This is a genomic window from Halomonas sp. DP8Y7-1 (assembly GCF_019801685.1).
Lineage (GTDB): Bacteria > Pseudomonadota > Gammaproteobacteria > Pseudomonadales > Halomonadaceae > Halomonas > Halomonas litopenaei_A.
This window is the reverse complement of the sequence record NZ_JAHVIN010000009.1, coordinates 21,197-45,260: the sequence shown is the minus strand read 5'-3', so window position 1 is coordinate 45,260 and position 24,064 is coordinate 21,197. Positions and strand designations below refer to the sequence as shown.

Sequence of the window (24,064 nt, the reverse complement as noted above, 5' to 3'; positions counted from 1 at the left end):
GCAAGCGCGCTACCTTGCGTAGCACTTGCACCCAGCCGTCAGCCATGGCGAGATAGAGCATATGCGCCGTGCCACAAGCCACCAGGAGGATGCCGTCATCGATACCTCACGCCCTACCGATTCCAGCTCCCCTTCCTCTTCCTTCACTCCACCGCCAACCATGCTGGCCGTCGTCACCCTGGGCAATGGCGGCTACGACAAGCTGAGCTACCAGCGCGTGGCCACCCCGGAGCCGGGGCCTGGAGAGGTGCTGCTGCGGGTCCTGGCCGCCGGCATCAACAATACCGAGATCAATACCCGCCTGGGTTGGTATTCGTCCAGCGTCACGAGCGATACCCAGGCGTCCTCGGACAGCGCCCAGGACGACGATTCAGGCAATAGCGACGACGGTGGCTGGAATGGGGCAACGCCCTTCCCACTGATCCAGGGAACCGATTGCTGCGGCGAGGTGGTTGCCCTGGGAGAAGACGTCGACGCCACCGAGCTGATCGGCAGGCGCGTGCTGGTGCGAGCCTGCATGCGCACCAAGGGCTTCGAGCACTGGGATTCGGTGTGGATGGCATCGGACTTCGATGGCGCGTTTGCACAGTTCGTCAAGGTGCCCGCCAGTGAGGTGTTTGCCGTGGACTGCGATTGGCGCGATGCAGAGCTTGCCACCATCCCCTGTGCCTATGGCACCGCCGAAAACATGCTGCATCGTGCAGGGGTCACGGCAGGCGACAGGCTGCTGGTGACCGGTGCCTCCGGAGGCGTCGGCTCAGCGGTCGTGCAGTTGGCCAAGCGTCGTGGCGCCCACGTCACTGCGGTAGCCAGCCAGGCCAAGCATCCGGCGATCCAGGCCTTGGGGGCCGATCGCCTGCTTGATCGTCATGATGATCTGGTATCGGTGCTGGGAGAATCCGCCATCGACGTGGCGGTGGACAATGTGGCGGGCCAAGGCTTTGGCGGCGTTCTGGAGGTGCTTGATCGAGGTGGGCGCTACGTGTCTTCCGGGGCCATCGCCGGGCCAGTGGTGGAACTCGACATGCGCAAGCTGTATCTCAAGGATATCCGCTTGATCGGTTCCACCGCCTGGGATGAGCCCGTCTTCCCCAACCTGATCGGCTACATCGAGCGCGGCGAGATTCGCCCGCTGCTGGCCGGAATCTTTCCTTTGCAGGACATCGTCGAGGCCCAGAAGAGCTTCCTCGAAAAACACCACGTCGGCAACCTGGTCCTGATACCGCCCCCGCTGGATTGAACCCGCTACCTGCGGACAAGGCCCACCGCGGGGTCTGCAGGGTGGGGCGTCGCCAGCCTGAGCTCGTGCTGATCAGCGCTACTTAGCACTGATCAGCGCTCTTTAGCTCTTATCAGCCTTGGGCGAGCCTGTGCCGCCTAGCCCACCACCTTGGTCTGGAGCTGGTGGCTCTGGCCGTTGGGCAGAGACAGTTCAAAGGCCAGAGAGGCCCCCTTTTCCAACTTGCCGACGCCAGCGGGGGTGCCGGTCAATACCACGTCACCGGGGGCCAGGGTAAAGTGCTGGCTCATTTCGGCCAATAGCGCGGGAATCGGGAACAGCATCTGGCTCGCCTTGCCGTGCTGGCGACGTTCGCCGTTCATGTCCAGGCTGAATTCGATGGCAGACCAATCCATCGGCGCCTCGACCGGAATAAAGCGTGACAGCGGGCAAGCGCCGTCAAAGCCCTTGGCGATCTCCCATGGATGCCCCTTTTTCTTCAGTGCGGACTGCACGTCACGCAGCGTCAGGTCCAATGCCAGGCCCACGCCCACCACCGCAGCTTCTGCCTGCTCCGGGGTGGCTTCACGCAGCGTCTCGCCAATCAGCAGCGCCAGCTCCGTCTCGAAGTGCACATCGCTGCGCTCGAACGGACCCTTCACGTCATCCTCAAGCGGCACGACACTGGTCGCCGGCTTGATGAACAATATCGGGGCGTCGGGCACAGGATTATCGAGCTCCCTGGCGTGTTCTGCGTAGTTACGACCGACGCAAACCACCTTGCCAAGCGGCTGTGAAAAGGTGTCGCCATCGACAAAGCTCGGGACGAGAGACATGACAGGCTCCTGAGATCAGTAGAGAGGTCACGAGCAGGCGGCAACCTGCCGCGACACTCGCAAAAAAGGCGCGCCATTGGCGCGCCTCTCGAGTCTATCCCAGCTTTTGCTGCTCCCGCGACCACTGTCACCCGTCTCCCTCAAGGATGCCAAGGCGGCTGAGGCGGCAGAACCTCAGGGCTCGAATCGACCCTCCGGCTCGTGGGCCAGGAAGTCAGGGCGACGGCCTTTGGCGGCAAAGGGTTCGCCGCAGCGATTGTCCACTCGGTTGTAGACGAAGAACGCGTTGCTGCGGGGATCCGGCGACATATTGGCGTTGGAGCCGTGCAGGGTATTGCAATCGAACAGCAACAGGCCGCCGGCGCTGCCCTTGGGTGCCTCGATGCCGTTGCGCTCGATCAGCTGCCGCAACGCCTCCTGGCTGGGGACACCCACCTCCTGCTTCTTCAACGACGTCTCGTGGTTGTTGTCCGGCGTCTCGCCGATGCACGGAACAAACACACGATGCGAGCCGGGAATCAGCATCAAGGGCCCATTGAACTCGTGATTGTCGGTCAACACGATCGAGGCGCTGACCGCATTCATCTCGGGCATGCCGTCCTCGGCGTGCCAGGTCTCGAAGTCCGAGTGCCAGTTGAAGCCCTTGCCTTCAAACCCTGGCTTGTAGTTGATCCGCGACTGGTGCACATAGGTCTCGCCACCCAGAATCTGACGAGCCCGGCCGACCAGGCGTTCATTATTGGCCAGCCGCGCAAACACCTCGGACAGGTAATGCACGGCAAACAGCGAGCGGATTTCCTTGCCGCTCGGTTCCACGACGCTGTAATCCTTGCCACGGAACGCATCGTTTTCGAGCAGTACCTTCAATTCCTCGCGCAGCAAGGCGAGCTCATCACCGGAAATGAAATTCGGCTCGAACAGAAATCCCTTGTTCTCGAATTCATCCAGCTGCTGCTGGCTCAGGGGCCCTTGCTCGGCGCTTCCCTTGATCACAGGGCCGCGACGATCCACCCAGAGGCTCTGCATCGGCTGAGGGAGCCGGGTCGGATAGCGGTCAAGGGCCTGATAAGAGGCCTGGTTGGCGCTCTGTGTCTGCTGCTTGAGATGGGCGCCACGGCGAGCGTGACGCTGTCCGTCATGTTGGCTCTGACGCGCGCGATGCGCCATGCCGCCACGACGGTTGACTGTTTGCGGATTGGACGACGTCTGCACTTCCATCCGATCACCCTCCATTGGTATTGATCAGCTTTCAGATTCGAACTCGTACCAGCGACGCAGCCAGCGAGGCATGACAATGAGAAGCCCACCTCATCGGGTCTGCGCCGCTTGCAGGGGGCCGTCTGCCCCCTGCCACAAGCTACCCACTCACCCCTCTTCATGCAACCCTTTAAATGCAACTTTTGCACAAGATCGGTTTAAGTATTGTTCGCTACCCTAGCTCGTCCGCGCAGTCACCCGCACAGTGCTTGCCTAGCGGCTTGCGTCACCGAAATATCTGCCGGCGCCATTGGCAGGCACCGAGGTCGGCGCCAGGTAGATGGGAGCAGCGAAGCGATCCGCTGGGCAGCCAGCAAAGGCTGTCCCCGGCAACAGCAGCCAGTCATGACGATTCTGGTGGCCCAGTTCGACGGCCTGGCCAAGATCTCCACAGCTCAGCGCCTCCAGATCCTTGTCCACCACCAGCATCCAGCGTTGTTCGGGGGCCTCGGCCAACCAGGCCATGGCTGTCGGCACTTCTTTCTCCAGCGGCGTCATGTCACCGAAATGCACGCTGCGAGACCGCGCATGCAGCAGGATTTCTTCATCGAAGTTCAACAGCGCGACCTCACCGTTGGGCCCCACCTCCTGAGAGACGCGAGCCATCATGTCACGGGGAGAGCGCTCCGGATCCATCCAGGCATAGCCAAAGGTGCTCCACCACCCCCACAGGCAGAAGAAGAACAGCGTGATGGCCGTCATTCCACGGCGTGGCTTGAGGGCCAGCGCCAGAGCAAGGGCGATAGCGCCCAGCGCCAGCCACTCCCACCACGGAGTCACACCGTAGCGATGGGCCAGGCGCTCCAGGGGAGCGAAGCCCACCAATCCCAGGACGCCCGCCGTCGCCAGCAAGATGGCGAAAAACACCAGGCCACCGAAGCCAGCTCGATTAGGTCCCTTTCGCCGGACCAGGGCCGGCAGCAACGGGGCCAATGCCATGACCATCAACGGCAGCGTCGGCAGCATATAGACGCCTCGCTTGCCCGGTGAAAGCGAGAAGAACACCACGATCAGGATGACGGCTGTCAGTGGCAGCAGTACCTTGGCATCGCCGCGCTTCACTCGGCGCCACCAGTTCGGCAGCGCCCAGGGCAAGGTCAGCACCAATGGCATCCAGGCCCAGGGCAGCACCTGCACGATGTAGTAATACCAGGGCCGCAGGTGGGCCCAGGCATCGGCATAGCGCTCGCCGGTCTGCTTGAACAGAATATTGTCGCGGTAGGCCGCCAGCGCCGGGTCATCGGACAACGACGTGATAAGGATCATCGGCAGCCCCCAGGCCAGCACCACCGCCAGCAGGCACGCCAGGCCTTCCACCAGGTCGCGCAGGCGCAGTGGCGTGACCCTGGCTTGTCCCTGGTGACGACCGCGCCAACTGATCACGCCCCAGACGGGCAACAGCGCCAGCGGCAGAAAGCCCACGCCTTTGGTCAGGATGCCAGCCCCCATGGCGACGAAGCCTGCCCGCCACCAGCCCCGGGCGGGTCCGAGCAAGGCGTGACGCAACACGCCGTAGGTACCCAGCGTGGTGAAAAATGTCAGCAGCATGTCGATCTGAGCGGTCTTGGCTTGCAGCACGAACTGCAACGTGGCCAGCGTCGCGATACCCGCCAGCAGACCCACCCGGGGGCCATGCAGGCGACGACACAGATCCACGATCAGACCCAGGGTGCCGAGCCCCGCCAACAGCGAGGGCAGCATGAAGCCGATACGCATGGATCCGGTCAGCCAGATGAAGAAGGCACTGGCCCACATGAAGATCGGGGGTTTGTCGGCATACAGCTCTCCGCCCCGATGAGGAATCCAGAACTCACCGGTGACCAGCATTTCCACCGCGTTGAGCGCAAAACGTGGTTCATCGGCGGGCCACGGATCCCGCCAGCCAAGGCCCAGGGCCAACAGCGCCACGGCAAAGACGACAAGGCCCAGCCACCAGCCCCAGCCGGGGCGACGGGGTAATCCCACTACGAACATGCTGCTTTCCTCAACAGGGTTCTGATCAGGCACGCTGGCCTTGAGCAGAGCACAGACACACCACCAAGGCCCGCTCGGCGACTACGCCGCCTGGCGAACGTTACGGTCACGCTGGGACGCCTTGCGCATCAGCATCAGATTCCGCAAATAGATGAACAGGCCCGCGCCCTGCCCCATGATGAACACCGGGTCACGACGGTGGATTGCATAGGCAAGCAACGTGGCCCCGCCCCCCAGGCTTAAGAACCAGAAAGCCACAGGCACGACACTGCGCCGCGCCTTCTCGCTGGCAATCCACTGCACGATAAACCGAGCGGAGAACAGCGCCTGGCCAAGAAAGCCGATCAGCAACCATAGGTTCCAGGTCATCGCATCGGCTCCAGCGTCGGCACAGCAGGCACTGATTGGTCATTGGTCGCTTGAGTCGCGATGAAGTGAGATGGAAGCGCTGTACTATCGCTGACCCGAGGCAGGTCCAGGGCATTGTCCACGCAGCGGCAGTCCACCGGCAGGCGACTGCGTCGCTGAAGCCACATGACCCCGAGCATGTCGACGATGCCTACCCATAGCCGATTGCCGAGACCGTAGTGGGAGGCTCCCTGACCACGGGGCCGGTGATGGACCGGCCGAGCCAGACAGCGACCGCCCTGGCTGGTGATCAGGGCAGGAAGGAAGCGGTGCATATGATCGAAGTAGGGCAAGGAGGCGAATGCTGCTCGACGGATGACCTTGATGCCACAGCCGCTATCGGGGTAGCCGTCACCCAGCAAACGGGCGCGAACCGCGTTGGCCACCTTCGAGGAAAACAGCTTCAGGGAGCTATCCTGGCGTCGGACTCGATGGCCGCCGACAAGGTCGGCTCGTTCGGCGATGGCGACCTGCAACAACGCAGGAATATCGGCGGGATCGTTCTGACCATCGCCATCCAGCGTGGCCAACCACTCCCCCCGCGCATGTCGGGCGGCCTGCCACAGCGCCGTGCTCTGGCCCGCACTACTGTGATGACGCAGCGGTCTAAGCGTCGGCTGTCGGTTAGCCCGGCTGACCAGTACCGTCCAACTGTCATCATCCGAACCATCGTCCACCACAATCACTTCGTGGTCATGGTCCGCCAGGGCTTGGGCAATTTCGTCGAGCAGGCCGGGCAGATTGGCCGACTCATTGTGGGCGGGGATCAGTACCGACAAGGTAACGGGCGCCATCTTGGCCTCTCCATCAGCAAGTGCAGGAGGGACAGCATGGACCGCCAACCTTAAGCGGGCCTTAATTCACCGCAACATAAGATTACATAACGCGCATATATCTATGCTTTGTCGATCGACGTCATTGACCGGGAACGCCGCCCTTCAAAACGACGACGTTATGGCACATAACCTGGCTAAAATAGGTCGTCATGACAGTGGACGTCTCCTGCCACGATGCCCTGACGCGCCAGACTTGATAGCCACTCGCGGCCTGGGTACGCATTTCGCCGGATGCGGCCTAGCATTGTAGACTGTGATCGGAGACTGTGATCGGAGACTGTGATCGGAGACTGCGATACACAAGTCCGTGGCTGGCCCGGCCAGGCGCCAGCATCTTCGAGGACCCTTATGTTTCAGTTCAAGCAAGATGATCTGACTCACCCCGACATGGTGGCCATGATTCGCGCCCACCGCCGAGACCTCAAGCGACTGGCGCCAGACTCTCCTCCGGAGAGCCAGCACGCACTTAGCCTGGACGAATTGAAGGGCGATGACGTCACCCTGTGGGGGCTGTGGGAGCAGGATCGACTTGTCGGCTGCGTGGCGCTGAAGGCGATTGGCCACGATCACGGCGAGATCAAGTCAATGCGCACTGCTGCGGATCAACTGAGACGTGGCATCGCCACGCGGATGCTCGAACACCTGATAGCGGCAGCTCGTCAGCGCGGCTACCGACGCTTGAGCCTTGAGACGGGCTCCCAGCCTGGGTTTGCCCCGGCCCGGCGCTTCTATGCACAGCATGGCTTCGTCACCTGCGCGCCCTTCGCCGACTATGTCGTCGATCCTAACAGCGTCTACATGACCCTGGAGCTCGCTCCCCACCACCCCGGGATACCGGGCCAAGCGGTGAGAGACAAGGCCTCGCCATGAGCGATAGCAACAGACACCCAGAGCCCATTCGCCAGGTGGAATTTCCTAGCCAAGGCACCCGTTGCCACGGCTGGTGGCTACCGTCGGCGTCAGCGACGCCGGACAGCGGTGCCCTGGTGGTCATGGCCCATGGCCTTGGCGGCACCGTCGAGGGCGGCTTGATGCCCTACGCCATGGCGCTCCAGCAGGCGGACCACAGCGTGCTCGCCTTCGACTATCGCCATTTCGGACGCTCCGCTGGGGAACCGCGCCAGCTGCTCGGCATTCGCCGTCAGCAGCAGGACTACCTCGCGGCCATCGATCATGCGCGCAGCCTCGAACCGCTCCGTCCGCTGGTGCTATGGGGGACGTCATTTTCCTCCGCCCACGTCCTCCAGCTGGCGGCACGGCGTCGGGATATCGCCGCCGTCATCGCCATGAATCCCATGCTGGACGGCCAGGCCTCATCACTGGTGAAGCTGAAGGACGAAGGGATAGGGACCTTCCTGCGCATGACCGGCGCGGGCCTTGCCGACTTGATACGCGGCAGCCTCGGGCGGTCCCCACACTATATCCCGCTGGCAGGTGAGTCGGGCACGCTGGCCGCACTCACCGCACCCGATGCGCTGGAAGGCATTCAGCGCTTTGCCGGTGACGATTTCGACAACCGCATTGCCCCGCGTGCGCTGCTGGCGCTGGGACTCTATCGGCCCGTCAAGATCGCCCACCGGCTGTCCTGTCCGCTGCTGCTGCAACTTTGCCTCCGCGATAGCGTGACGCCGATTGCCCCCGGCTACCGACTGGCCGACAGCCTCAAGGGCCGGGTCACCCTCAAGACCTACGACACCGGCCACTTCGCGATCTACGAATCCCCCTGGCAACCCCGCCTCGCCGAGGACCAGGCAAACTTCCTGGCGCATTTATGCCAAGGGCCGTCTCAACGCTTCGGCTGATGCCGGTGAGCGAGCCAGCCTGGCGCAGGGGACAGGTCTGACCATCCGTTGAGCACACTCAACACAGCGCTGACCACTAGGCTGGCTATACTAGCGGCAACTGATGTATTGCCGTTGATCGAGGACGCCTCAATGCGCCACTACCCCTGTCACCGCTGCGACAATCGGCTGTTCTTCGATAACACCCAATGCCTGGTCTGCGCGACGGAGGTGGGCTGGTGTCCGGGATGCAATGCGCTGGTCGCCATGGAGCGGCAAGCTAACGGGCGCTACCGCTGTGTCGACGACGGCTGTGGCACCCTGCTGGTCAAGTGTCATAACTATGCAGTGGAAGGGGTGTGCAATCGCATGCTCACGGCCCAGGAGGCCGACCAGGGGATAACCCTGTGTGACTGCTGCCGCCACAACCGGGCCATTCCGGACCTGTCCATCGAAGGCCATCGCGAGCGCTGGGCCAAGCTCGAGAGTGCCAAGCGACGGCTGTTCTATACCCTTGATCTGTTGGGGCTTCCCCATGAGGTCAGCCCAGACAAGGCCGACCCGCCATTATCCTTTTCGTTCCTGGCGGACGAACTACCGGTAGAGGGAGGATGGCACAGCAGCGAAGAAGGCATGCCAGTGTTTACCGGGCACGCCGGCGGGCACATCACCATCAACGTCAAGGAGGCCGATGATGTCGAACGCGAACGCCTGCGCACCGACTTCAATGAGGCTCATCGGACGCTGATCGGGCATTTCCGACACGAGATCGGTCACTACTATTGGGAGCTGTTGATCAAGGGAAGAGACGAAGACGCCTGCATCGCCGTCTTTGGTGACCATCGCCACCCCAGCTACAGCGACGCCCTCGAGCGCCACTACCAGCAGGGTCCACCTGCAGACTGGCGAGAGCGCCACCTGTCCGCCTACGCCACCATGCACCCCTGGGAGGATTTCGCCGAGACCTTCGGCTTCTACCTCGACATGGTGGCGATCCTCGATACCGCCGGACACTTCGGCATCCCCCCCACCGGCTTTGACGAGGACCTGGACGCCATGCTCTATACCTTTGGTCGCTTGAGCCTGGGCTTCAATGAAATGAACCGCGAGATGGGCCTGCTCGACCTGGTCCCGGAAGTGATTACGCCGACCATTGCCGCCAAGCTGCGCTACGTCCACGAGATGGTGCTGTCTGCCCGCCATGCAGACGCCGCGTCACAGCAAACGCTTGCCTGACCCCTGTGCCGTCAGCGAGCAACAGCAGGCATGGAAGGTCATACGGGTGATGGCGGACGTCAACGACTCGACCGCTCAAGATTCCGCCATGGCGCCGACAGCGGGTCGGCGCATGGCGTAGCTACCGTTCGCGACGTCCCGCTATTCCTCGTTGGCCACCGTCGCCAGCGCCACTTCTTCCAGGTCATCCAGCGTCGGAAAGTACGTGCGGGCAATGGCGGCATGCAGCTCTGCAACGCCCTGCTGCAGGGTGTCGATGAACTCGTGCAGCGCCTCGGGAGAACGAACCAGCGCCAGCACGTCGGCCTCGGCCACATCGGCGTGAACCAGCGTCGCGGTGGCCAATGCCCTGTCATGCCGCGGCAGCGAGCGCAGCGCACGCATGCTGTCCTTCAGACTGCGCGACACCGAGCGTGGAAACTTGCCGTCCTGCACCAGAAAACGCAGTACGTCAGTGGCTCTTACTCGACAACGCACGTGCTGGCGATACATCTGGTAGGCGGTCAGTGACTTCAGCACACTCATCCACTGCAGGTGCTCGAAGGGCCGAATCTCATCACTGTCTCGCTGCAGCAGGTTGGCCGAACGCACATCAATGATGCGGGTGATCATGTCGGCACGCTCCAGCTGGCGACCCAACATCATGAAGGTCCGCGGACCGCCGTAGCTCAGGGTACCTTCGATCAGGCCAATCAGCGTCTGACAGCCACGAATCACCAGCTTGAGAAAGACCTCGCGACGGCCAGGCCCCAACCCGGCATCAGCCTGGGCGCTGGCATTCATGTAGAGCTGGTTGATCTCTTCCCAGACTTCCCGGGGCACCACGTCCCGGGTAGTCCTCAGGTTTTCCCGGGCCTGAGCCAGGGCGGACAGAATCGACCCGGAGTAGCGCCGGTCAGCACACAGAAACTGGATGACGTTGCGGTCATTGGGCTCATCGTAAAGGGTGGCAAAAAGCTCCCCGCCTCCGGTGATATCGACCATCGCCGCCCAACCCAGCGGCTGTCGATAGGGCATGTCGAGCATCAGGTGGCTGGAGACATTGATCAGGCGCGCGGTGTCCTCGGCCCGTTCGATATAGCGGGCCATCCAGTACAGGTTCTCGGCGACTCTTGAAAGCATCAGCATGGTCTCAGTCCTCCCCCGTCTCGACGATCCAGGTGTCCTTGCTGCCCCCGCCCTGGGACGAGTTGACCACCAGCGACCCCTTTACCAGCGCAACACGGGTCAAGCCGCCGGTGGTGACATAGGCACCATCCTGGCCAGACAGGATGAAGGGCCGAAGATCGACGTGGCGAGGCTCAGGCCGACCGTCGAACAGGGTCGGCGTGGTCGACAGGTTGAGCATGGGCTGGGCCATGTAGTTGCGCGGATCCTGCTGGATCAACTTGGCGAAGGCGTCGCGTTCCGCCTGGGAGGCCTGAGGGCCCATCAGCATGCCGTAGCCGCCTGACTCGTTGGCCGGCTTTACCACCAGTTCATGCAGGTGCTCCAGCACGTAGCGCCGATCCTCCTCAAGCATGCAGAGGTAGCTCGGTACGTTCGGCAGCAAGGCATCCTGGTCCAGGTAGTACTTGATCAGCTGCGGCACGAAGGCATAAACGACCTTGTCATCGGCCACCCCGGCCCCGGGGGCATTGGCCAGTGCCACCTTGCCGCTGCGCCAGGCCCGCATCAGTCCCGGCACCCCCAATACAGAGTCGGCACGGAAGGCCTCCGGGTCGAGGAAGGCATCATCGATACGCCGATAGATGACGTCTACCCGGGTCAGCCCCTGTACCGTGCGCATGTAGACCACATCGTCATCATCGACGACAAGGTCAGAGCCCTGGACCAGCTGCACCCCCATCTGCTGCGCCAGATAGGCATGCTCGTAGTAGGCAGAGTTGTAGATCCCCGGCGTCAGCACCACCACTTGCGGGTCGTCCCAGGGACGAGGCGACATGCCGGCCAGCATGTCGTAAAGCTGGGGCACATAATCGTCCACGGGAAGAATCTTGCCCGAGGCAAACAGCTCCGGCAGCACGCGCTTGGTCACGTTGCGGTTCTCGAGCATGTACGAGACGCCGGAGGGGATTCGCAGGTTATCTTCCAGCACGTAGATCGTGCCGTCCCCACCGCGCACCAGGTCGGACCCACAAATGTGTGCCCAGACGCCGTGGGGCGGGTCGATACCGACACACTGGGGACGAAAGTTGACCGACTGCGCCAGCACATCGGCGGGCAAGACCCCATCCTTGATGACCTTCTGGTCATGGTAGAGGTCGTCGATAAACAGGTTGAGCGCCTCGACGCGCTGCTTCAGGCCGGCTTCGGTACGCCGCCATTCATCGGCGGGAATGATCCTGGGTACGATATCGAAGGGCCAGGCCCGATCGATCATGCTGCCTTCCGAGTACACCGTGAAGGTGATGCCCATGGTTCTGATGGCAATCTCTGCCGCCGTCTTGCGCTCAGCCAGCTCATCCGGCGCAAATCCCTCCAGCACGTCGCACAGCATCTTGGCCGCGTCCCGCGGCATCCCGGGCATGGCCACCAGTTCATCGTAGAACCCAGCGCAGTTGTACTGCTGCCAATCCACATGGCTCATCGGCACACCCTCTTGTTATCAACAGCGGTCTACCCTGCTATGCCTTCGTCCACCGGGGCATCCTGCACCGGATCGTGATGCACCAGACTGGCGTACATCCCATCGACATATCGGGGTCCCCTACCTGCTGTATAGCAAGGTCTGTACCAGAACACAGAAAATCTGCCGTATCGGACACAGGTAAGTTAGCCGCCGGGACAATCGGCACCGCAACGGCCACATGGCGACGCATGCGTCACTCCCCTGGTAGGCTGCTGGCTCGTCCTCGGGGCACTTCTGCCGACGCGCGCACCAGGACAGTGCGTCACGACGGGCTGACGCCGGCCTCTCCAACCTCAACAGGATGTGGATGCTTTGTCGCCGCCAAAGGGGTGTGGATGGTTTGGCCACGAGAGTTTGGTCTGGAGAGTTTGGTCTGGAGAGCTTGGTCAGGAAAGCGAGCCAAGCTCATGGACCCACCTGCGGATATTTGCCAGGGGTCCTGAGGGATGAGGTTCTGAGGGTATAAGGTTACAGTGCAGCTCAACGGGCATACGGCGGACTTGAGCCGATGCCCAGCCTGGGGTACATCTTGATCACAGCGCCACGGGTGCTGTATCCCTTCGTCATCAGGAGACACATCGCACTCATCATGTCCTCGTATGCCGGGACCGCAGGACGGTCCATCCTTGGCCATGACGTGCCTGCCAGCCGGCGCTGCGTCATGCGCGTATCAGGCCCTCGCTCGGGCACTGCAAGATGAACTATTACCTGCGCCATACCACCCGCTATCGCTATAGCGAGATCGTGACGCTCAGCGAGAACGAAGCCTGTCTGTCCCCTCGCGTGCTGGGCTGGCAACAGGTGGCCTTCGCGCGCCTGTCCACATCGCCCCTGACTCCGCTGCACCAGCAACGCTGCGATGCCTTTGGCAACCGTATCAACCTGTTTGCCATCGACACGCCGCACCAGGTGCTGGAAGTGACCCTGGAAGCGCGGATCACCACCTCCCCACGGCCCCAGCCCCCTGCCAATGCCATGTCCTGGGAAACCTGCCGCGACCTGTTGGCAACACCTGGCACCACGAGCTACTGGGAAGCTCAGCCATTTCTCGAAAACTCGGCCTATATCGAGCGTCGTCCACTGCTGGCGGCGTGGGTGGAGGCCTGCTTTCCCCCTGGCGGCGACCTGGTGGAGTGTGTGGATGCCCTTAATCGCCGTATCTATGACGAGTTCTACTACGACAGTCAGTTCAGCAACCTGGAAACCACGCCGTCGCAGGTACTGGTAGAGCGTCGCGGGGTCTGCCAGGATTTTGCCCATCTTGCGATCGCCGCCCTGCGCTCTATCGGCCTGGCCGCTCGTTACGTCAGCGGCTACCTGGAGACCAGTCCGCCTCCTGGGCAGCCCCGCCTGCTAGGGGCAGACGCCTCACATGCCTGGTTCGCGGTGCTGATACCGGGGTGGGGCTGGCTGGACCTCGACCCCACCAACGGTGTGCGCGTTGGCGAGCGTCACTTGCTGCTGGGTTGGGGCCGAGACTATGACGACGTAGCGCCGATCAAGGGCGTCGTGACCGGTGGCGGCCGGCAACAGCTTGAGGTCGAAGTCGATGTCCTGCCCATCGCCAGCGACCCGGACGCCAGCGCCGGGGGTCATGGGGACAATAGCGACAGCATGGACGAGCCGCTGGCCAGCTGAAACGGCACGGCCCGAGCCGCTAGCACTTGGAGCCTGAGCGTTACACCACACTGGGATGTTCGCATTGCGTTCCTGCTCTCCAATCGCCACTATCGGCGTCTTGGCGCCTGACGATACCCTGGGGCGCACTGCTGGAGAGGTGTCATGCAGGACCTGCTGATCTGGATCGCCACAGGCTTCGGGCTAGGCCACTCGCCCTGGGCCCCCGGAACCGTCGGAACCTTGATCGGCATTCCCGTGGCCTGGTACTTGCTGCGCCTGCCGCCGGCACGACGGCTTGCGATCGCGCTGTTGCTGATCCTGACCGCCGTTCCCATCTGCCACTTTGCCTCGCTGTGGCTGGGAGGCGGCGATCTCTCCCAGATCGTACTGGATGAGTGGGTAGCCCTGCCGCTGGTAGTTCTGGCCTTCTCGCGCCACCGCCGACGGATCATGCTGCCGCTCGGATACCTGCTGTTTCGTCTGTTCGATATTTCCAAGCTATCCCCCGTGCGGGAGATCGAAGGCATCGGCGGCGGCCTGGGCATTGTCGCGGATGATGTCATGGCCGCCGTCTATGCGGCCCTGACTCTGGCCCTGCTGGTACGCCTGACACGCCGTTACTGGCGCACCGACAGCCCTCGCTAAGGAAGTGCTGAAGTCATCAGCCTAGCGGCGCAAGGCCCACGCAGCGCTGCCCCCGGAGCCTATGCGGTATAGGTGAGGAAATTGAGCAGCGCGTAACGCAGCGAAGCGGCGGAATTCATGCAGTGTTCCCCTACGCCTGTTCATGACAAAAAAAGCCGCCCTGAAGGGCGGCAAGACGGGACAGGATTCGATCGAAACCTATTAGTCAGTTCAGAACTCACTCCGGAATCAGCACAGCGTCAATGATGTGGATGACACCATTGCTTGCCTGAATGTCACGTTCTACCAGCGTCGCGTTGCCTACTTGCCAATCACCATCCTGCTCCTCGACCGACATGTCGGTACCCTGCAGGGTGGTGACAACATCGCTGTCGCCTGGCTGCCACGCGCCATCCACGAGATGATAGGACACAACTTCGACCAGACGACGATGCTGAGTCTTGTCGTCGCTCAGCCAATCGTCGAGGCGGCCTTCGGGCAGCGCGTCGAAAGCTTCCTGGGTCGCCGCGAAGACCGTCATCTCCCCTTCCTCGCTCATGCGCTCGTCCAGGTCGGACGCCTCCACCGCGGTAGCAAATGTCGTCAAGCGCTCATCGTCCTGAATCACCTGCCACAGCGTGTCGCCCTCAGCCGCTGCTGCGCTGGTGCAAACTGCCGAGGCGCTGAACAGCAACCCGGCGACCAAAAGTCCCTTTGCCTTCATGCTCCTTCCTCCTGACATCATGCCTTCGGTGGACCTGTCGGCTCGTGGCACCGGAGCCCAACCCACCAGGGCTTCTCAACCTGCGTTCCGCAAACCCGGCTCCTTAAACCAGAGCTCCTGAAACCTGGCTCCTGAAACCGAGGCCCCGTAAACCAAAGCCCTGTGAACCAAGGCCATATGCACCACTCAGAACACCGAGGCGATATGTAACAACATCATGTACAAAAACTAGACCAGATTAATATTTCGTACAAGTATTTTTCTACCCGATGCTTTCCCCTCACCCTATCCATCAAAACGTCACAAAGAGGCGTCATCATGCTGCGTCGAAAGAAACGTCGGCGGCGCCACAGCGCAAGCGCACCCCGTATAAGCTATACACAACTTGCACAAAATAGAAATGCATGACAACCTTGTACATGACGCCGCAAGGGGTAGGCCAGCAAGGCAGCGAGCCACCACTTGCAGCGTAACCTCGCAAGGAGCGATGAAAGATGACGCGCCAAGGAGGGCGCCAGATGTACTACCCCATCACATGCACACTGTGCGGCCATGACCAGGCCACACTTATTCCGGCATCCGCTTCGCAGCACAATGACTGGGATGAACTCCGCTGCGTCGAGTGTGACGAGTTCCACGCCACCGTTGCCGATTGGGAGCAGCGTCAGACACCGGACTATCTGCGATTTCTCAACAAGTCTCGCAGCCTGATGATGGCCATCCGCAGAGAGCAACATGGCCAACACCGCAGTGCTGTCGCACAGGAGTGCAGCACATGATTACCGTTGCTCTAGACCTCAACTGCAGCATCTGCGGTCACAGCCGCTTCACTCTTCCTGTTGGTCGCGACGACGGTGACAGCGTGCACTGCGCCAACTGTACCGCTTACAAGTGCAAGGCCATGGACCTGGAACGGGCGCTCATGGCGACGACACCACCTCCCCCTCAGCCCATGCCCAGCCCAGCGGCGGCCATGGCCTGAGACATAGACACGCCACCGCGTCCTGGCGATGTTGCGCCGCCCCATCAGGGCGGCGCTTTTTATTGGCATGGTGAATCACCGGTCTGGCAAGTACCTGAAATAGCACCTGACATGACAGGAGGCTTGCAGGGTTAGACGCCTGGCGAGCGGTGTCTTGAGGTATGATCTTGGCGCCAGTGACGTTTTCCGCTGCCAGCACACTGAGAGGTGAGCAGCGTCAAACCCGCGTCGCACCCCTCACTGGCCGCCCCGTAACCACCTGGACACATGGCTCAGATTGAGCCGGAGACACCATGCCCGACAATGCAATTCCGGCGGCCTCAGCGCGCCGTCAAGACAGCCGCGCCCAGGCGCTTCCTATCCTCGTGGTGTGCGCCGCGCTGTACGGCATCAGCCTGGCAGTCGGCTATCACATCAACGCGGTAGTGCTGACCATTCTCAGCATGATCATCCTTTGCCTGCTGAGGATTCCAGTGGCCATTGCCTTGATCAGTGCGGCCATGCTCGGCGCACTGCATGCGGGGATGCCGATGACCGACGCCATCGGCGCGTTCAACGACAATCTGCTGGTAGGCGCTCAGGTCGGTCTGACCTATGTGATGATCGGCGCCTTCGCCGTTGCGCTGTCCCGCAGTGGCCTGCTGGAGCTGCTGGCCGATGCCATTTCATCGCGACTTGGCAGTCACGAGGAAGGCACTCGGCGCGGCGTCAAATGGACGCTGTTCGGGCTATTCATCGTGGCCTCGCTGATGTCCCAGAATCTGGTGCCGGTGCATATCGCCTTTATCCCGATCTTGATCCCACCGCTGCTTGGTGTGCTGGACCGTCTCAAGGTCGACCGCCGCGCCGTAGCCTGCATTCTGGCGTGCTCTATCAGCGCCAGCTACCTGCTGCTACCCACCGGATTTGGCGCCATTTTCCTCAACGAGATCCTGCTGGCCAACGTCAACAGCGTGGGCGCTGCACACGGCCTGACAGCGACTGCCGACATGGCGCCCAAGGCCATGGCCTTACCCGTGCTGGGACTGGTCGCAGGGCTGCTGGTGGCAGTATTCATCAGCTACCGCAGGCCGCGGGACTACGCCACTCCTGACGCCGCCGTCGCGATCACCCGGCCGGCCCCCCCCTCGCGGCTGAAGCCCCTTCAGCTCATTATCACGCTGGCGGCGCTGGCCGTGGCGCTGGTCTTTCAGCTTAGCTTTGATTCACTGCTGATCGGAGCCATGGTGGGCTTCCTGATTCTGACCCTTGGCGGCATCTTCCGCTGGCAGGAGCAGGACGACGTGTTCACCGATGGGCTGCGAATGATGGCTCAGATCGCCGTCATCATCACCATCGCCTCAGGCTTCGCCGGCGTACTGACCGCGACGGGGGAAATCGACGCCCTGGTCAGCGCCTCGGCAGCGTTGATTGGCGGCAACATGGCGGTGGGCGCAGCGGTCATGCTGATCGTCGGTCTGTTCATTACCATCGGCTTTGGCGATTCCTTTGCCAGCGTGCCCATCCTGGCCCCGATCTATCTGCCGCTGGCGCTGACGTTGGGCTTTGACCCGCTGGCGGCCATTGCCCTGCTGGGCGCTTCTGCCGCCCTCGGCGATGCCGGCTCGCCTGCGTCGACCATTACCCTCGGGGCCACGGCCGGCTTGAACGCCGACGGCCAGCACGACCATATTCGGGACAGCGTCATCCCCACCTTCCTGCACTGCAACCTCGGTATGCTGGTCTTCGCCTGGATCGCAGCGATGGTGCTCTGACGCTCACCGGGCAGCGACCCAGCGGGATAGGACGGCGTCCCCGTGACGCGGACGCCGTCAGCTGCAGATCCCAGGCCTGCTGTTGTGCGCCAACGTTCCCGGCGGCAGAGAAAGGAGCTGAGCGGTAATCAACGACTCAGTGCCAGGGATTCGGCAACGTCGATCAGCCGACGCACCGCCGGCAGGCTGGCGTCTCGCCGCCACACCAGCATCAATGGCAAGACCATGTCGAGGTCATCCAGCGCGATGCTGACGACGCCTTCCGGCGCCCCCGTCATGGTCATCTCCGGCATGATGGTACAGCCCATACCAGCCGCCACCAGGCATAGCATGGTCGCATTGTCGGTCCCTTCCTGAACCACATGCGGAGTAAAGCCGCGCCGCTGAAACGCATGGATGAGTTTGTCGTGGTAGACCGGCGTCGCGCTTCGCTCGAACCAGATGAAATCCTCGCCGGTCAGTTCAGCCAGTGTCTTCGGCGGGTGCCGCGCCAGCCGGGAACCTTTGCTCACGACCAGCACCAGTCGATCTTCATACAGGCAGTGGCTGTCGAGCTGATCATCGTCCTGTGGGGGGAAGAACAGCATGCCTGCATCCAGCTGATGATGCCGAAGCGCCTCCACCTGTGGGGCAGACAGCAGTGACTGCACCTTCAGGCTGACATCTGGGTAGCTCTGACGAAACTGATTGAGCAGCCTGACAATCTGCGGCACCCACAGGTGCATGACCGTCACGCCCAAGCGCAGCTGACCAAGCTGGCCATCGGCGATACGCCGCGCATCGTGCTTGGCCGTCTCGAACTCCCGTAGTAGCCGCCTCGCCTCTCGGTGAAACGCACTGCCGGCTGCCGTGAGGCTGACACCGTGACGCGAACGCTCCAGCAACGTTGCCCCTACCGACTCCTCCAGCAGCCTGAGTTGCCGTGTCAGGGCGGGCTGGGCCAGCGGAATCTCCCGGGCAGCGCGGGAGATCGAGCCCTCCTCGACCACCGCCAGGAAATAGCGCAATTGCTTGAAGTCCATGCTCGCCTCCTCGTGGTCCAGCCAACGGCGCCGACGCCCTCAAGGGCATGCCAGACACCCGGCATCCATACAATAAAAGCATGGTAATAGAAAAATAATAATATTTTATCTATAAAAAGCCGCCGACCATGATGGTGAACATCATTCACACATCTGCGGCATCCCATGAACCTGACTATCGACACCTCGTTCTTCGACGATCAACTGCAAAGCCTGACGGAACTTCGCCATCATTTTCACCGCCACCCCGAGCTCGGGTTCAAGGAGCACGCCACCTCGGCGCGGGTCTGTGAAGAGCTTGAACGCCTGGATATACCCTACGAAAAGGGTCTGGGCGGTACGGGTGTGGTCGCCACCATCAAGGGCCTGGCGGCGGACAACGGGCGTCGCATAGGGCTGCGTGCGGACATGGATGCGCTGCCGATCCAGGAGGCCAGCGACCACGCTCATGCCTCCGAAGTGCCCGGTATCATGCACGCCTGTGGGCATGATGGTCATACCACCATGCTGATTGGTGCCGCGCGTTACCTGGCTCGCCACCGCGACTTTTCCGGCATCGTCTACCTGGTCTTTCAGCCGGCAGAAGAGGGCCTGGGTGGCGGACGCGAAATGGTCAAGGACGGCCTGTTCGAGCGCTACCCCATGGACGCGATCTACGGCCTGCACAACTGGCCCGCCCTGCCCAGGGGCCAAGTCGCGATCCGCCCCGGCCCGATCATGGCTGCGACCGACCGCCTCGACATTTGCGTCCGTGGCAAGGGCGGTCATGGTGGCGTGAACCCTCATCTCTCCATCGACCCGGTGCGCATGGCCGGAGCCCTCATTCAGGCATTGCACAGTGTGGTATCGCGCGATGCCGACCCGCTGTCGCCTGCCGCCCTTAGCCTGTGCGGGATCAAGGGCGGAGAACTCGATGGTTTCGCCATCATTCCCGATGAGGTCCGCCTGAGCGGCACCGTCCGCACCCTCGACCTGGCCACACAGGACCGCATTGCCGACGCCATCGCCCGTACCTGCGACGGTGTCGCAGCCACCTACGGGGGCCAGGTCGAGGTCGACCATCAGCGCATTTTCCCCGCCACCATCAATCACCCCGAGGCCACTCAGCATGTCATCGATACGGCCCGCGAGGTGCTCGGTGAATCGGCGCTGGAGCAAGAGGTAGCCCCAAGCCTGGGGGGTGAGGATTTCGCCTTCATGCTGGAGCAGTGCCCTGGTGCCTACTTCTTCCTGGGCAGCGCCGACACGCCGGACACTCCGCCGTTGCACAACGCTCGCTACGACTTCAACGACGCCATCATTCCTACCGGCAGCCAACTGCTGGTCGCCATCGCGCTCGAAGGACTGGCCAAGGCCTCCTGACCCGATCGCCGCTGGCCAGTCACAGCTGGCCGATCACAGCTGACGCCCGCAGGGATATCAGCTGGCAACAGCGTCCACGACCACAATCCACAACAAGAGGTCTCTCATGAAACACTCCACTGGCATGCCGTCGAAAGGCCTGCTGCTCTACTTCGTGCTTTGCACCCTGGCCATGGTCTGGCCAGGGGCTCTTATCGCCAATCGCATCGACCCCATCATCCTTGGCATGCCCTTCTTCATGTTCTGGTACGTCGCCTGGGTCTTCGCACTCTTCGTCGGCCTGGTGATCGCCTATCGCAAGGACGCCGAGAAGGAGGTGGATCATGAGTGATTCGATGCTGATCACCGCGATGACGGTGGGCTACCTGGTGGTGGTCCTGCTGGTCGGCCTGCGCGCTCGTCGCGGTCAGACCTCATCGCTGGAAGGATATGTGGCGGGCGGCCGCCATATGGGCCTGCTGGTGCTGTTCTTCATCCTCGGCGCAGAGATCTTCTCTGCCTTTGCCTTTCTCGGCGCTCCCGGCTGGGCCTACAGCAAGGGCGCTCCGGCGTTCTATATCATCGCCTACCTGACCCTGGCGGTCATTGTCTGGTGGCTGATTGCACCGCACATATCTCGACTGGGTCGGCGCCACGGGTTCCTGACTCAGGCCGAGTTCCTGTCTGCCTGCTATCCTACGCCGAAAAACCTGCTGGGACTGGTCATTGGTGTGGTCAGTGTGCTGGCGATGATTCCCTATCTGACGATTCAAATCGCCGGTGCTGGCCTGCTGTTCGAGGCCGCGACCTCGGGCACCATCCCCTTCTGGCTCGGCAGCCTGCTGGCATGCGGGGTGGTCGCCGCCTATGTCTACGCCAGCGGCCTTCAGGGCATCGGCTGGACCAACCTGATGCAGGGCTTGATGATGGTCGTCATCGCCTGGGCCCTCGGACTGACGACAGCCGAGCAGTTCTTCGGCGGCGTCGGCGAGATGTTCCAGCAGATCAAGGATCAGGCACCGGAGTATCTGACCATGCCGGGCGCTACCGGAATGGGCTGGGGTGCCTTCTCGACCGCTGTACTGGTCAGCGCGCTGGGCTGCGTGATGTGGCCACACATCTTCATGAAGTTTTACAGCGCGCGGGACGTCAGGACGCTGAAGCGGGTGTTCGTGCTGTATCCGCTTTACAGCTATCTGCTGGTGCCGCTGCTGATCATTGGCTTTGCCGGTATCGTGCTGCTGGCGGATACGCCGCTGGAATCCCCGGACCAGGTGCTGTTGACCATCGTCGTGGAGCTGGCTGACCTTCCGGCCTGGGTCATCGGACTGGCGCTGTCCGGCGCGCTGGCCGCCGCCATGTCCACGGCGGCCAACCTGGCGCATACCTCCGCCACCATTCTGGTCAGAGACGTCGTCCAGTTCGCACCACGCATGCGCGCCCTGCCCGAGCAACAGGCGCTGTCGATGACCCGCTATGGCGTCATCGTGATCTCACTGCTGGCCTATCTCCTGGCGCTGGCCAATCCTGGCTCACTGGTGAGCCTGCTGCTTGGCGCCTACGGCATCATTGTTCAGCTACTGCCGATGCTGCTGGGGGCTCTTTTCTGGCGGCGTGCGTCCCAGACAGCGGCCTTTATCGGGCTCAGTGTCGGCGCAGTGATCACCCTGCTGCTGCAATTTGGCGTGGACGCGCCATTCGGCTGGCATCCGGGATTCTGTGGGTTGGTCATTAACTCGGCCATCTTCGTGGTCATCAGCTTGATGCGTAAATCCAGCGAGTCTCGTGCCCCCGTGGAGAGCCTGTCAGCCCAGGCCTGAACCAACGCCTGACATAGGCGATATCCCCATGGCCAGCGTCCCCTCCGGGCGCTGGCCATTCGCATGTTGTCCCCCCCACAAAGCGCGCCCGCCGTATCCGACGCTGGCGGCCTGCATCGCCTGCCGACGTCAGACATGCCGTCAGGGAGGCCTCGAGCTTGGTGGCAATTGATTTTATAGACGTCTGGTCTAAAATCTTTCCATGACTCACGCAAACAGCAAGCGCCGAGGGCGTCCACCCAAGACCGACTACCGCATCGGCACCCAGGAAGGCGATGCCCGGGCCGCCCTGATCGCCAGCGGCCTCGAGACGCTGACGGAACATGGCTACCTGGGCGCTGGCCTGGAGGGAATACTCAAGCGCGCCGGCGTGCCAAAGGGGTCCTTCTACCACTACTTCGCCAGCAAGGAAGCCTTCGGCCAGGCGGTCATGGAGCGCTATGCCAGCTACTTTGCGGGCAAGCTCGAGCGCCACCTGGAGGATGCTTCCCAGCCGCCCCTTGCCCGACTGCGGGCCTTTACCGAGGACGCTAAGGCCGGCATGGCGCGCCATGGGTATCGTCGCGGCTGCCTGGTCGGCAACCTCGGCCAGGAGGCGGCCGGGCTGCCCAGCCACTATCGCGAGTGGCTGATCGAGACCCTGGCAGACTGGCAGCAGCGCCTTGCCGCGTGCCTGGAGGAGGCCCGCCAACGCGGTGATATCGCCGGCGACAGCGACTGCATGCTGCTCGCCGAAGCCTTCTGGATTGGGTGGGAGGGCGCCATCATGCGCGCAAGACTCGAGCGCGGCCCACGCCCCATCGACGTCTTCACGTCACACTTCCTCGCCGGGCTGCAGACCACTTCGCCAGCACCCTGACGCTAATGAGCGGCATCCTAAAGCCGCTGCCATGCATCCTGCGGGACCTTCCCGCGACATTTCATAGACAGTCAGTCTAAAAAGGAGCCAGCCATGTTCAAGGCCATCGTGATCCGCAAGGAAGACGACAACCAGCAGGTTGCCATCGAATCCATCCACGAACAGGACCTGCCTGAAGGCGATGTTACCGTCGCGGTGGACTACAGCACGCTGAACTACAAGGACGGCCTGGCCATTACCGGCAAGGGCCCGGTCGTGCGCAGCTTTCCCATGGTGCCGGGGATCGACCTGGCCGGCACGGTGACATCATCGTCCCATGGGGAGTTTGCGGTGGGGGACCAGGTAGTGCTGAACGGCTGGGGAGTCGGCGAAACTCACTGGGGCGGGCTGGCGGAGAAGGCTCGTCTGAACGGTGACTGGCTGATTCCACTACCCACGGCCTTCTCGACCAAGAGTGCGATGGCGATCGGCACCGCGGGCTACACCGCCATGTTGTCGGTCATGGCGCTGGAGCGTCATGGCGTCACCCCCGACCAGGGCGAGGTCCTGGTGACGGGCGCCAGCGGTGGCGTCGGCAGTTTTGCGGTGTCTCTGCTGGCCAAGCTGGGCTACCAGGTGGTCGCCGCCACCGGCAAGGTCAATGAGGCGGAATACCTCAAGTCCCTCGGGGCCCGCACGATTATCGATCGCCAGGAGCTCGTGCAACCAGGCAAGCCCTTGCAGAAGGAGCGCTGGGCGGGCGCCATCGATAGCGTTGGCAGTCACACCCTGAGCAATGTGGTGGCCTCCACACGCTATGGCGGCACCGTCACCTGCTGCGGCCTGGCCCAGGGCATGGACCTGCCTGGTACGGTCATGCCCTTCATTCTGCGCGGCGTCACCCTGGCCGGCATCGACAGCGTGATGCAGCCCAAGGCGGTACGCATGGCCGCCTGGCAGCGTCTCGCCGAACTGCTGTCCAATGATAGCCTCGAGCAGATCGCCACCGAAATCCCCCTGTCACAGGCGGTTGACGCGGCAGAACGGCTGATCGACGGCCAGATCAAAGGCAGAGTCGTGGTCGCCACCCGGTGACGACCCCACCACCCACTGACACGGCACTGAATGTGCGCAGTGGACGGGACACAGCACCCTGCATG

At 62.5% G+C, this 24,064-nt stretch carries 23 protein-coding genes; 14 read left to right on the top strand and 9 right to left on the bottom strand.

The features are described from left to right. Positions 1–61: 61 nt before the first annotated feature. Complete coding sequence (locus KUV41_RS12275) at positions 62–1,240, top strand: alcohol dehydrogenase family protein (protein ID WP_261396033.1); 1,179 nt, start codon at positions 62–64, stop codon at positions 1,238–1,240. Between the two features lie 137 nt (positions 1,241–1,377). On the opposite strand, the gene KUV41_RS12270 is transcribed toward KUV41_RS12275, so the two are convergent. From KUV41_RS12270 to KUV41_RS12250, 5 genes are all read right to left on the bottom strand, one after another. After that, positions 1,378–2,055 carry a fumarylacetoacetate hydrolase family protein gene (locus KUV41_RS12270; RefSeq protein ID WP_222486378.1) on the bottom strand — a complete coding sequence of 226 codons (678 nt, stop codon included), beginning with the start codon at positions 2,053–2,055 and terminating at the stop codon, positions 1,378–1,380. A 174-nt stretch (positions 2,056–2,229) separates the two neighbouring features. Beyond that, positions 2,230–3,081 carry an ectoine hydroxylase gene (thpD, locus tag KUV41_RS12265; RefSeq protein WP_206940874.1) on the bottom strand — a complete coding sequence of 284 codons (852 nt, stop codon included), beginning with the start codon at positions 3,079–3,081 and terminating at the stop codon, positions 2,230–2,232. Between the two features lie 444 nt (positions 3,082–3,525). Further along, the gene (locus tag KUV41_RS12260) at positions 3,526–5,286 is read right to left on the bottom strand and encodes an ArnT family glycosyltransferase (protein WP_222486376.1); all 1,761 of its coding nucleotides are present in this window, start codon (positions 5,284–5,286) and stop codon (positions 3,526–3,528) included. Between the two features lie 81 nt (positions 5,287–5,367). Beyond that, positions 5,368–5,655, bottom strand: coding sequence for a lipid-A-disaccharide synthase N-terminal domain-containing protein (locus KUV41_RS12255; RefSeq protein ID WP_222485089.1), 288 nt, complete (start codon positions 5,653–5,655; stop codon positions 5,368–5,370). Then, positions 5,652–6,488 (bottom strand): glycosyltransferase family 2 protein, encoded by an 837-nt coding sequence (locus KUV41_RS12250; protein ID WP_222163928.1) that lies wholly within the window; start codon positions 6,486–6,488, stop codon positions 5,652–5,654. Before KUV41_RS12250 ends, KUV41_RS12255 begins: the two co-directional genes overlap by 4 nt. A 390-nt stretch (positions 6,489–6,878) precedes the next feature. On the opposite strand from KUV41_RS12250, the gene KUV41_RS12245 reads away from it, so the two are divergent. From KUV41_RS12245 to KUV41_RS12235, 3 genes are all read left to right on the top strand, one after another. Next, a complete protein-coding gene (locus KUV41_RS12245; RefSeq protein WP_222486374.1) occupies positions 6,879–7,400 on the top strand; it encodes a GNAT family N-acetyltransferase in 522 nt (173 codons plus the stop codon). Then, entirely contained in the window at positions 7,397–8,332 is a 936-nt protein-coding gene (locus tag KUV41_RS12240) for an alpha/beta hydrolase (protein WP_222486372.1), read from the top strand. Before KUV41_RS12245 ends, KUV41_RS12240 begins: the two co-directional genes overlap by 4 nt. Positions 8,333–8,464: 132 nt before the next feature. Continuing rightward, the gene (locus KUV41_RS12235) at positions 8,465–9,547 is read left to right on the top strand and encodes a putative zinc-binding metallopeptidase (protein ID WP_222486370.1); all 1,083 of its coding nucleotides are present in this window, start codon (positions 8,465–8,467) and stop codon (positions 9,545–9,547) included. Positions 9,548–9,688: 141 nt separating this feature from the next. Here KUV41_RS12235 and KUV41_RS12230 read toward each other — a convergent pair whose 3' ends face one another. Together KUV41_RS12230 and KUV41_RS12225 are read right to left on the bottom strand one after the other, a co-directional pair. Continuing rightward, entirely contained in the window at positions 9,689–10,675 is a 987-nt protein-coding gene (locus KUV41_RS12230) for an alpha-E domain-containing protein (RefSeq protein WP_224852135.1), read from the bottom strand. Positions 10,676–10,679: 4 nt separating this feature from the next. After that, on the bottom strand, positions 10,680–12,137 hold the full coding sequence (locus KUV41_RS12225) for a circularly permuted type 2 ATP-grasp protein (RefSeq protein WP_206940723.1): 1,458 nt from the start codon (positions 12,135–12,137) through the stop codon (positions 10,680–10,682). A gap of 738 nt (positions 12,138–12,875) precedes the next feature. Here KUV41_RS12225 and KUV41_RS12220 point away from each other — a divergent pair. Both KUV41_RS12220 and KUV41_RS12215 read left to right on the top strand, forming a co-directional pair. Continuing rightward, complete coding sequence (locus KUV41_RS12220) at positions 12,876–13,817, top strand: transglutaminase domain-containing protein (RefSeq protein WP_206940725.1); 942 nt, start codon at positions 12,876–12,878, stop codon at positions 13,815–13,817. Between the two features lie 144 nt (positions 13,818–13,961). Then, positions 13,962–14,444 (top strand): phosphatidylglycerophosphatase A, encoded by a 483-nt coding sequence (locus tag KUV41_RS12215; protein ID WP_206940727.1) that lies wholly within the window; start codon positions 13,962–13,964, stop codon positions 14,442–14,444. Positions 14,445–14,661: 217 nt separating this feature from the next. Here KUV41_RS12215 and KUV41_RS12210 read toward each other — a convergent pair whose 3' ends face one another. Continuing rightward, on the bottom strand, positions 14,662–15,147 hold the full coding sequence (locus KUV41_RS12210; RefSeq protein WP_206940729.1) for a fasciclin domain-containing protein: 486 nt from the start codon (positions 15,145–15,147) through the stop codon (positions 14,662–14,664). Between the two features lie 494 nt (positions 15,148–15,641). Here KUV41_RS12210 and KUV41_RS12205 point away from each other — a divergent pair, with 494 nt between their 5' ends. The 3 genes from KUV41_RS12205 (at position 15,642) to KUV41_RS12195 (ending at position 17,883) form a co-directional block, all read left to right on the top strand. Further along, on the top strand, positions 15,642–15,926 hold the full coding sequence (locus KUV41_RS12205) for a hypothetical protein (RefSeq protein WP_222486368.1): 285 nt from the start codon (positions 15,642–15,644) through the stop codon (positions 15,924–15,926). Then, positions 15,923–16,129, top strand: a complete 207-nt coding sequence (locus KUV41_RS12200) for a hypothetical protein (RefSeq protein ID WP_206940733.1) — start codon at positions 15,923–15,925, stop codon at positions 16,127–16,129. The genes KUV41_RS12205 and KUV41_RS12200 overlap by 4 nt, the downstream gene beginning before the upstream one ends. 293 nt (positions 16,130–16,422) lie before the next feature. Beyond that, positions 16,423–17,883 (top strand): Na+/H+ antiporter family protein, encoded by a 1,461-nt coding sequence (locus KUV41_RS12195; protein WP_261396031.1) that lies wholly within the window; start codon positions 16,423–16,425, stop codon positions 17,881–17,883. Between the two features lie 128 nt (positions 17,884–18,011). Here KUV41_RS12195 and KUV41_RS12190 read toward each other — a convergent pair whose 3' ends face one another. Continuing rightward, complete coding sequence (locus KUV41_RS12190) at positions 18,012–18,905, bottom strand: LysR family transcriptional regulator (RefSeq protein ID WP_206940734.1); 894 nt, start codon at positions 18,903–18,905, stop codon at positions 18,012–18,014. A 165-nt stretch (positions 18,906–19,070) separates the two neighbouring features. Between KUV41_RS12190 and KUV41_RS12185 the strand changes: the two genes are divergently transcribed. The 5 genes from KUV41_RS12185 (at position 19,071) to KUV41_RS12165 (ending at position 23,999) form a co-directional block, all read left to right on the top strand. Further along, on the top strand, positions 19,071–20,267 hold the full coding sequence (locus KUV41_RS12185; protein ID WP_222486366.1) for a M20 aminoacylase family protein: 1,197 nt from the start codon (positions 19,071–19,073) through the stop codon (positions 20,265–20,267). Positions 20,268–20,373: 106 nt separating this feature from the next. Continuing rightward, positions 20,374–20,598: a DUF3311 domain-containing protein gene (locus KUV41_RS12180; RefSeq protein ID WP_224852136.1), complete on the top strand. Its 225-nt coding sequence runs from the start codon at positions 20,374–20,376 to the stop codon at positions 20,596–20,598. After that, a complete protein-coding gene (locus KUV41_RS12175; RefSeq protein ID WP_242520714.1) occupies positions 20,591–22,066 on the top strand; it encodes a sodium:solute symporter in 1,476 nt (491 codons plus the stop codon). Before KUV41_RS12180 ends, KUV41_RS12175 begins: the two co-directional genes overlap by 8 nt. A gap of 202 nt (positions 22,067–22,268) precedes the next feature. Next, complete coding sequence (locus KUV41_RS12170) at positions 22,269–22,925, top strand: TetR/AcrR family transcriptional regulator (RefSeq protein WP_222486363.1); 657 nt, start codon at positions 22,269–22,271, stop codon at positions 22,923–22,925. Positions 22,926–23,018: 93 nt separating this feature from the next. Further along, complete coding sequence (locus KUV41_RS12165) at positions 23,019–23,999, top strand: MDR family oxidoreductase (RefSeq protein ID WP_222486362.1); 981 nt, start codon at positions 23,019–23,021, stop codon at positions 23,997–23,999. Positions 24,000–24,064: the final 65 nt, after the last annotated feature.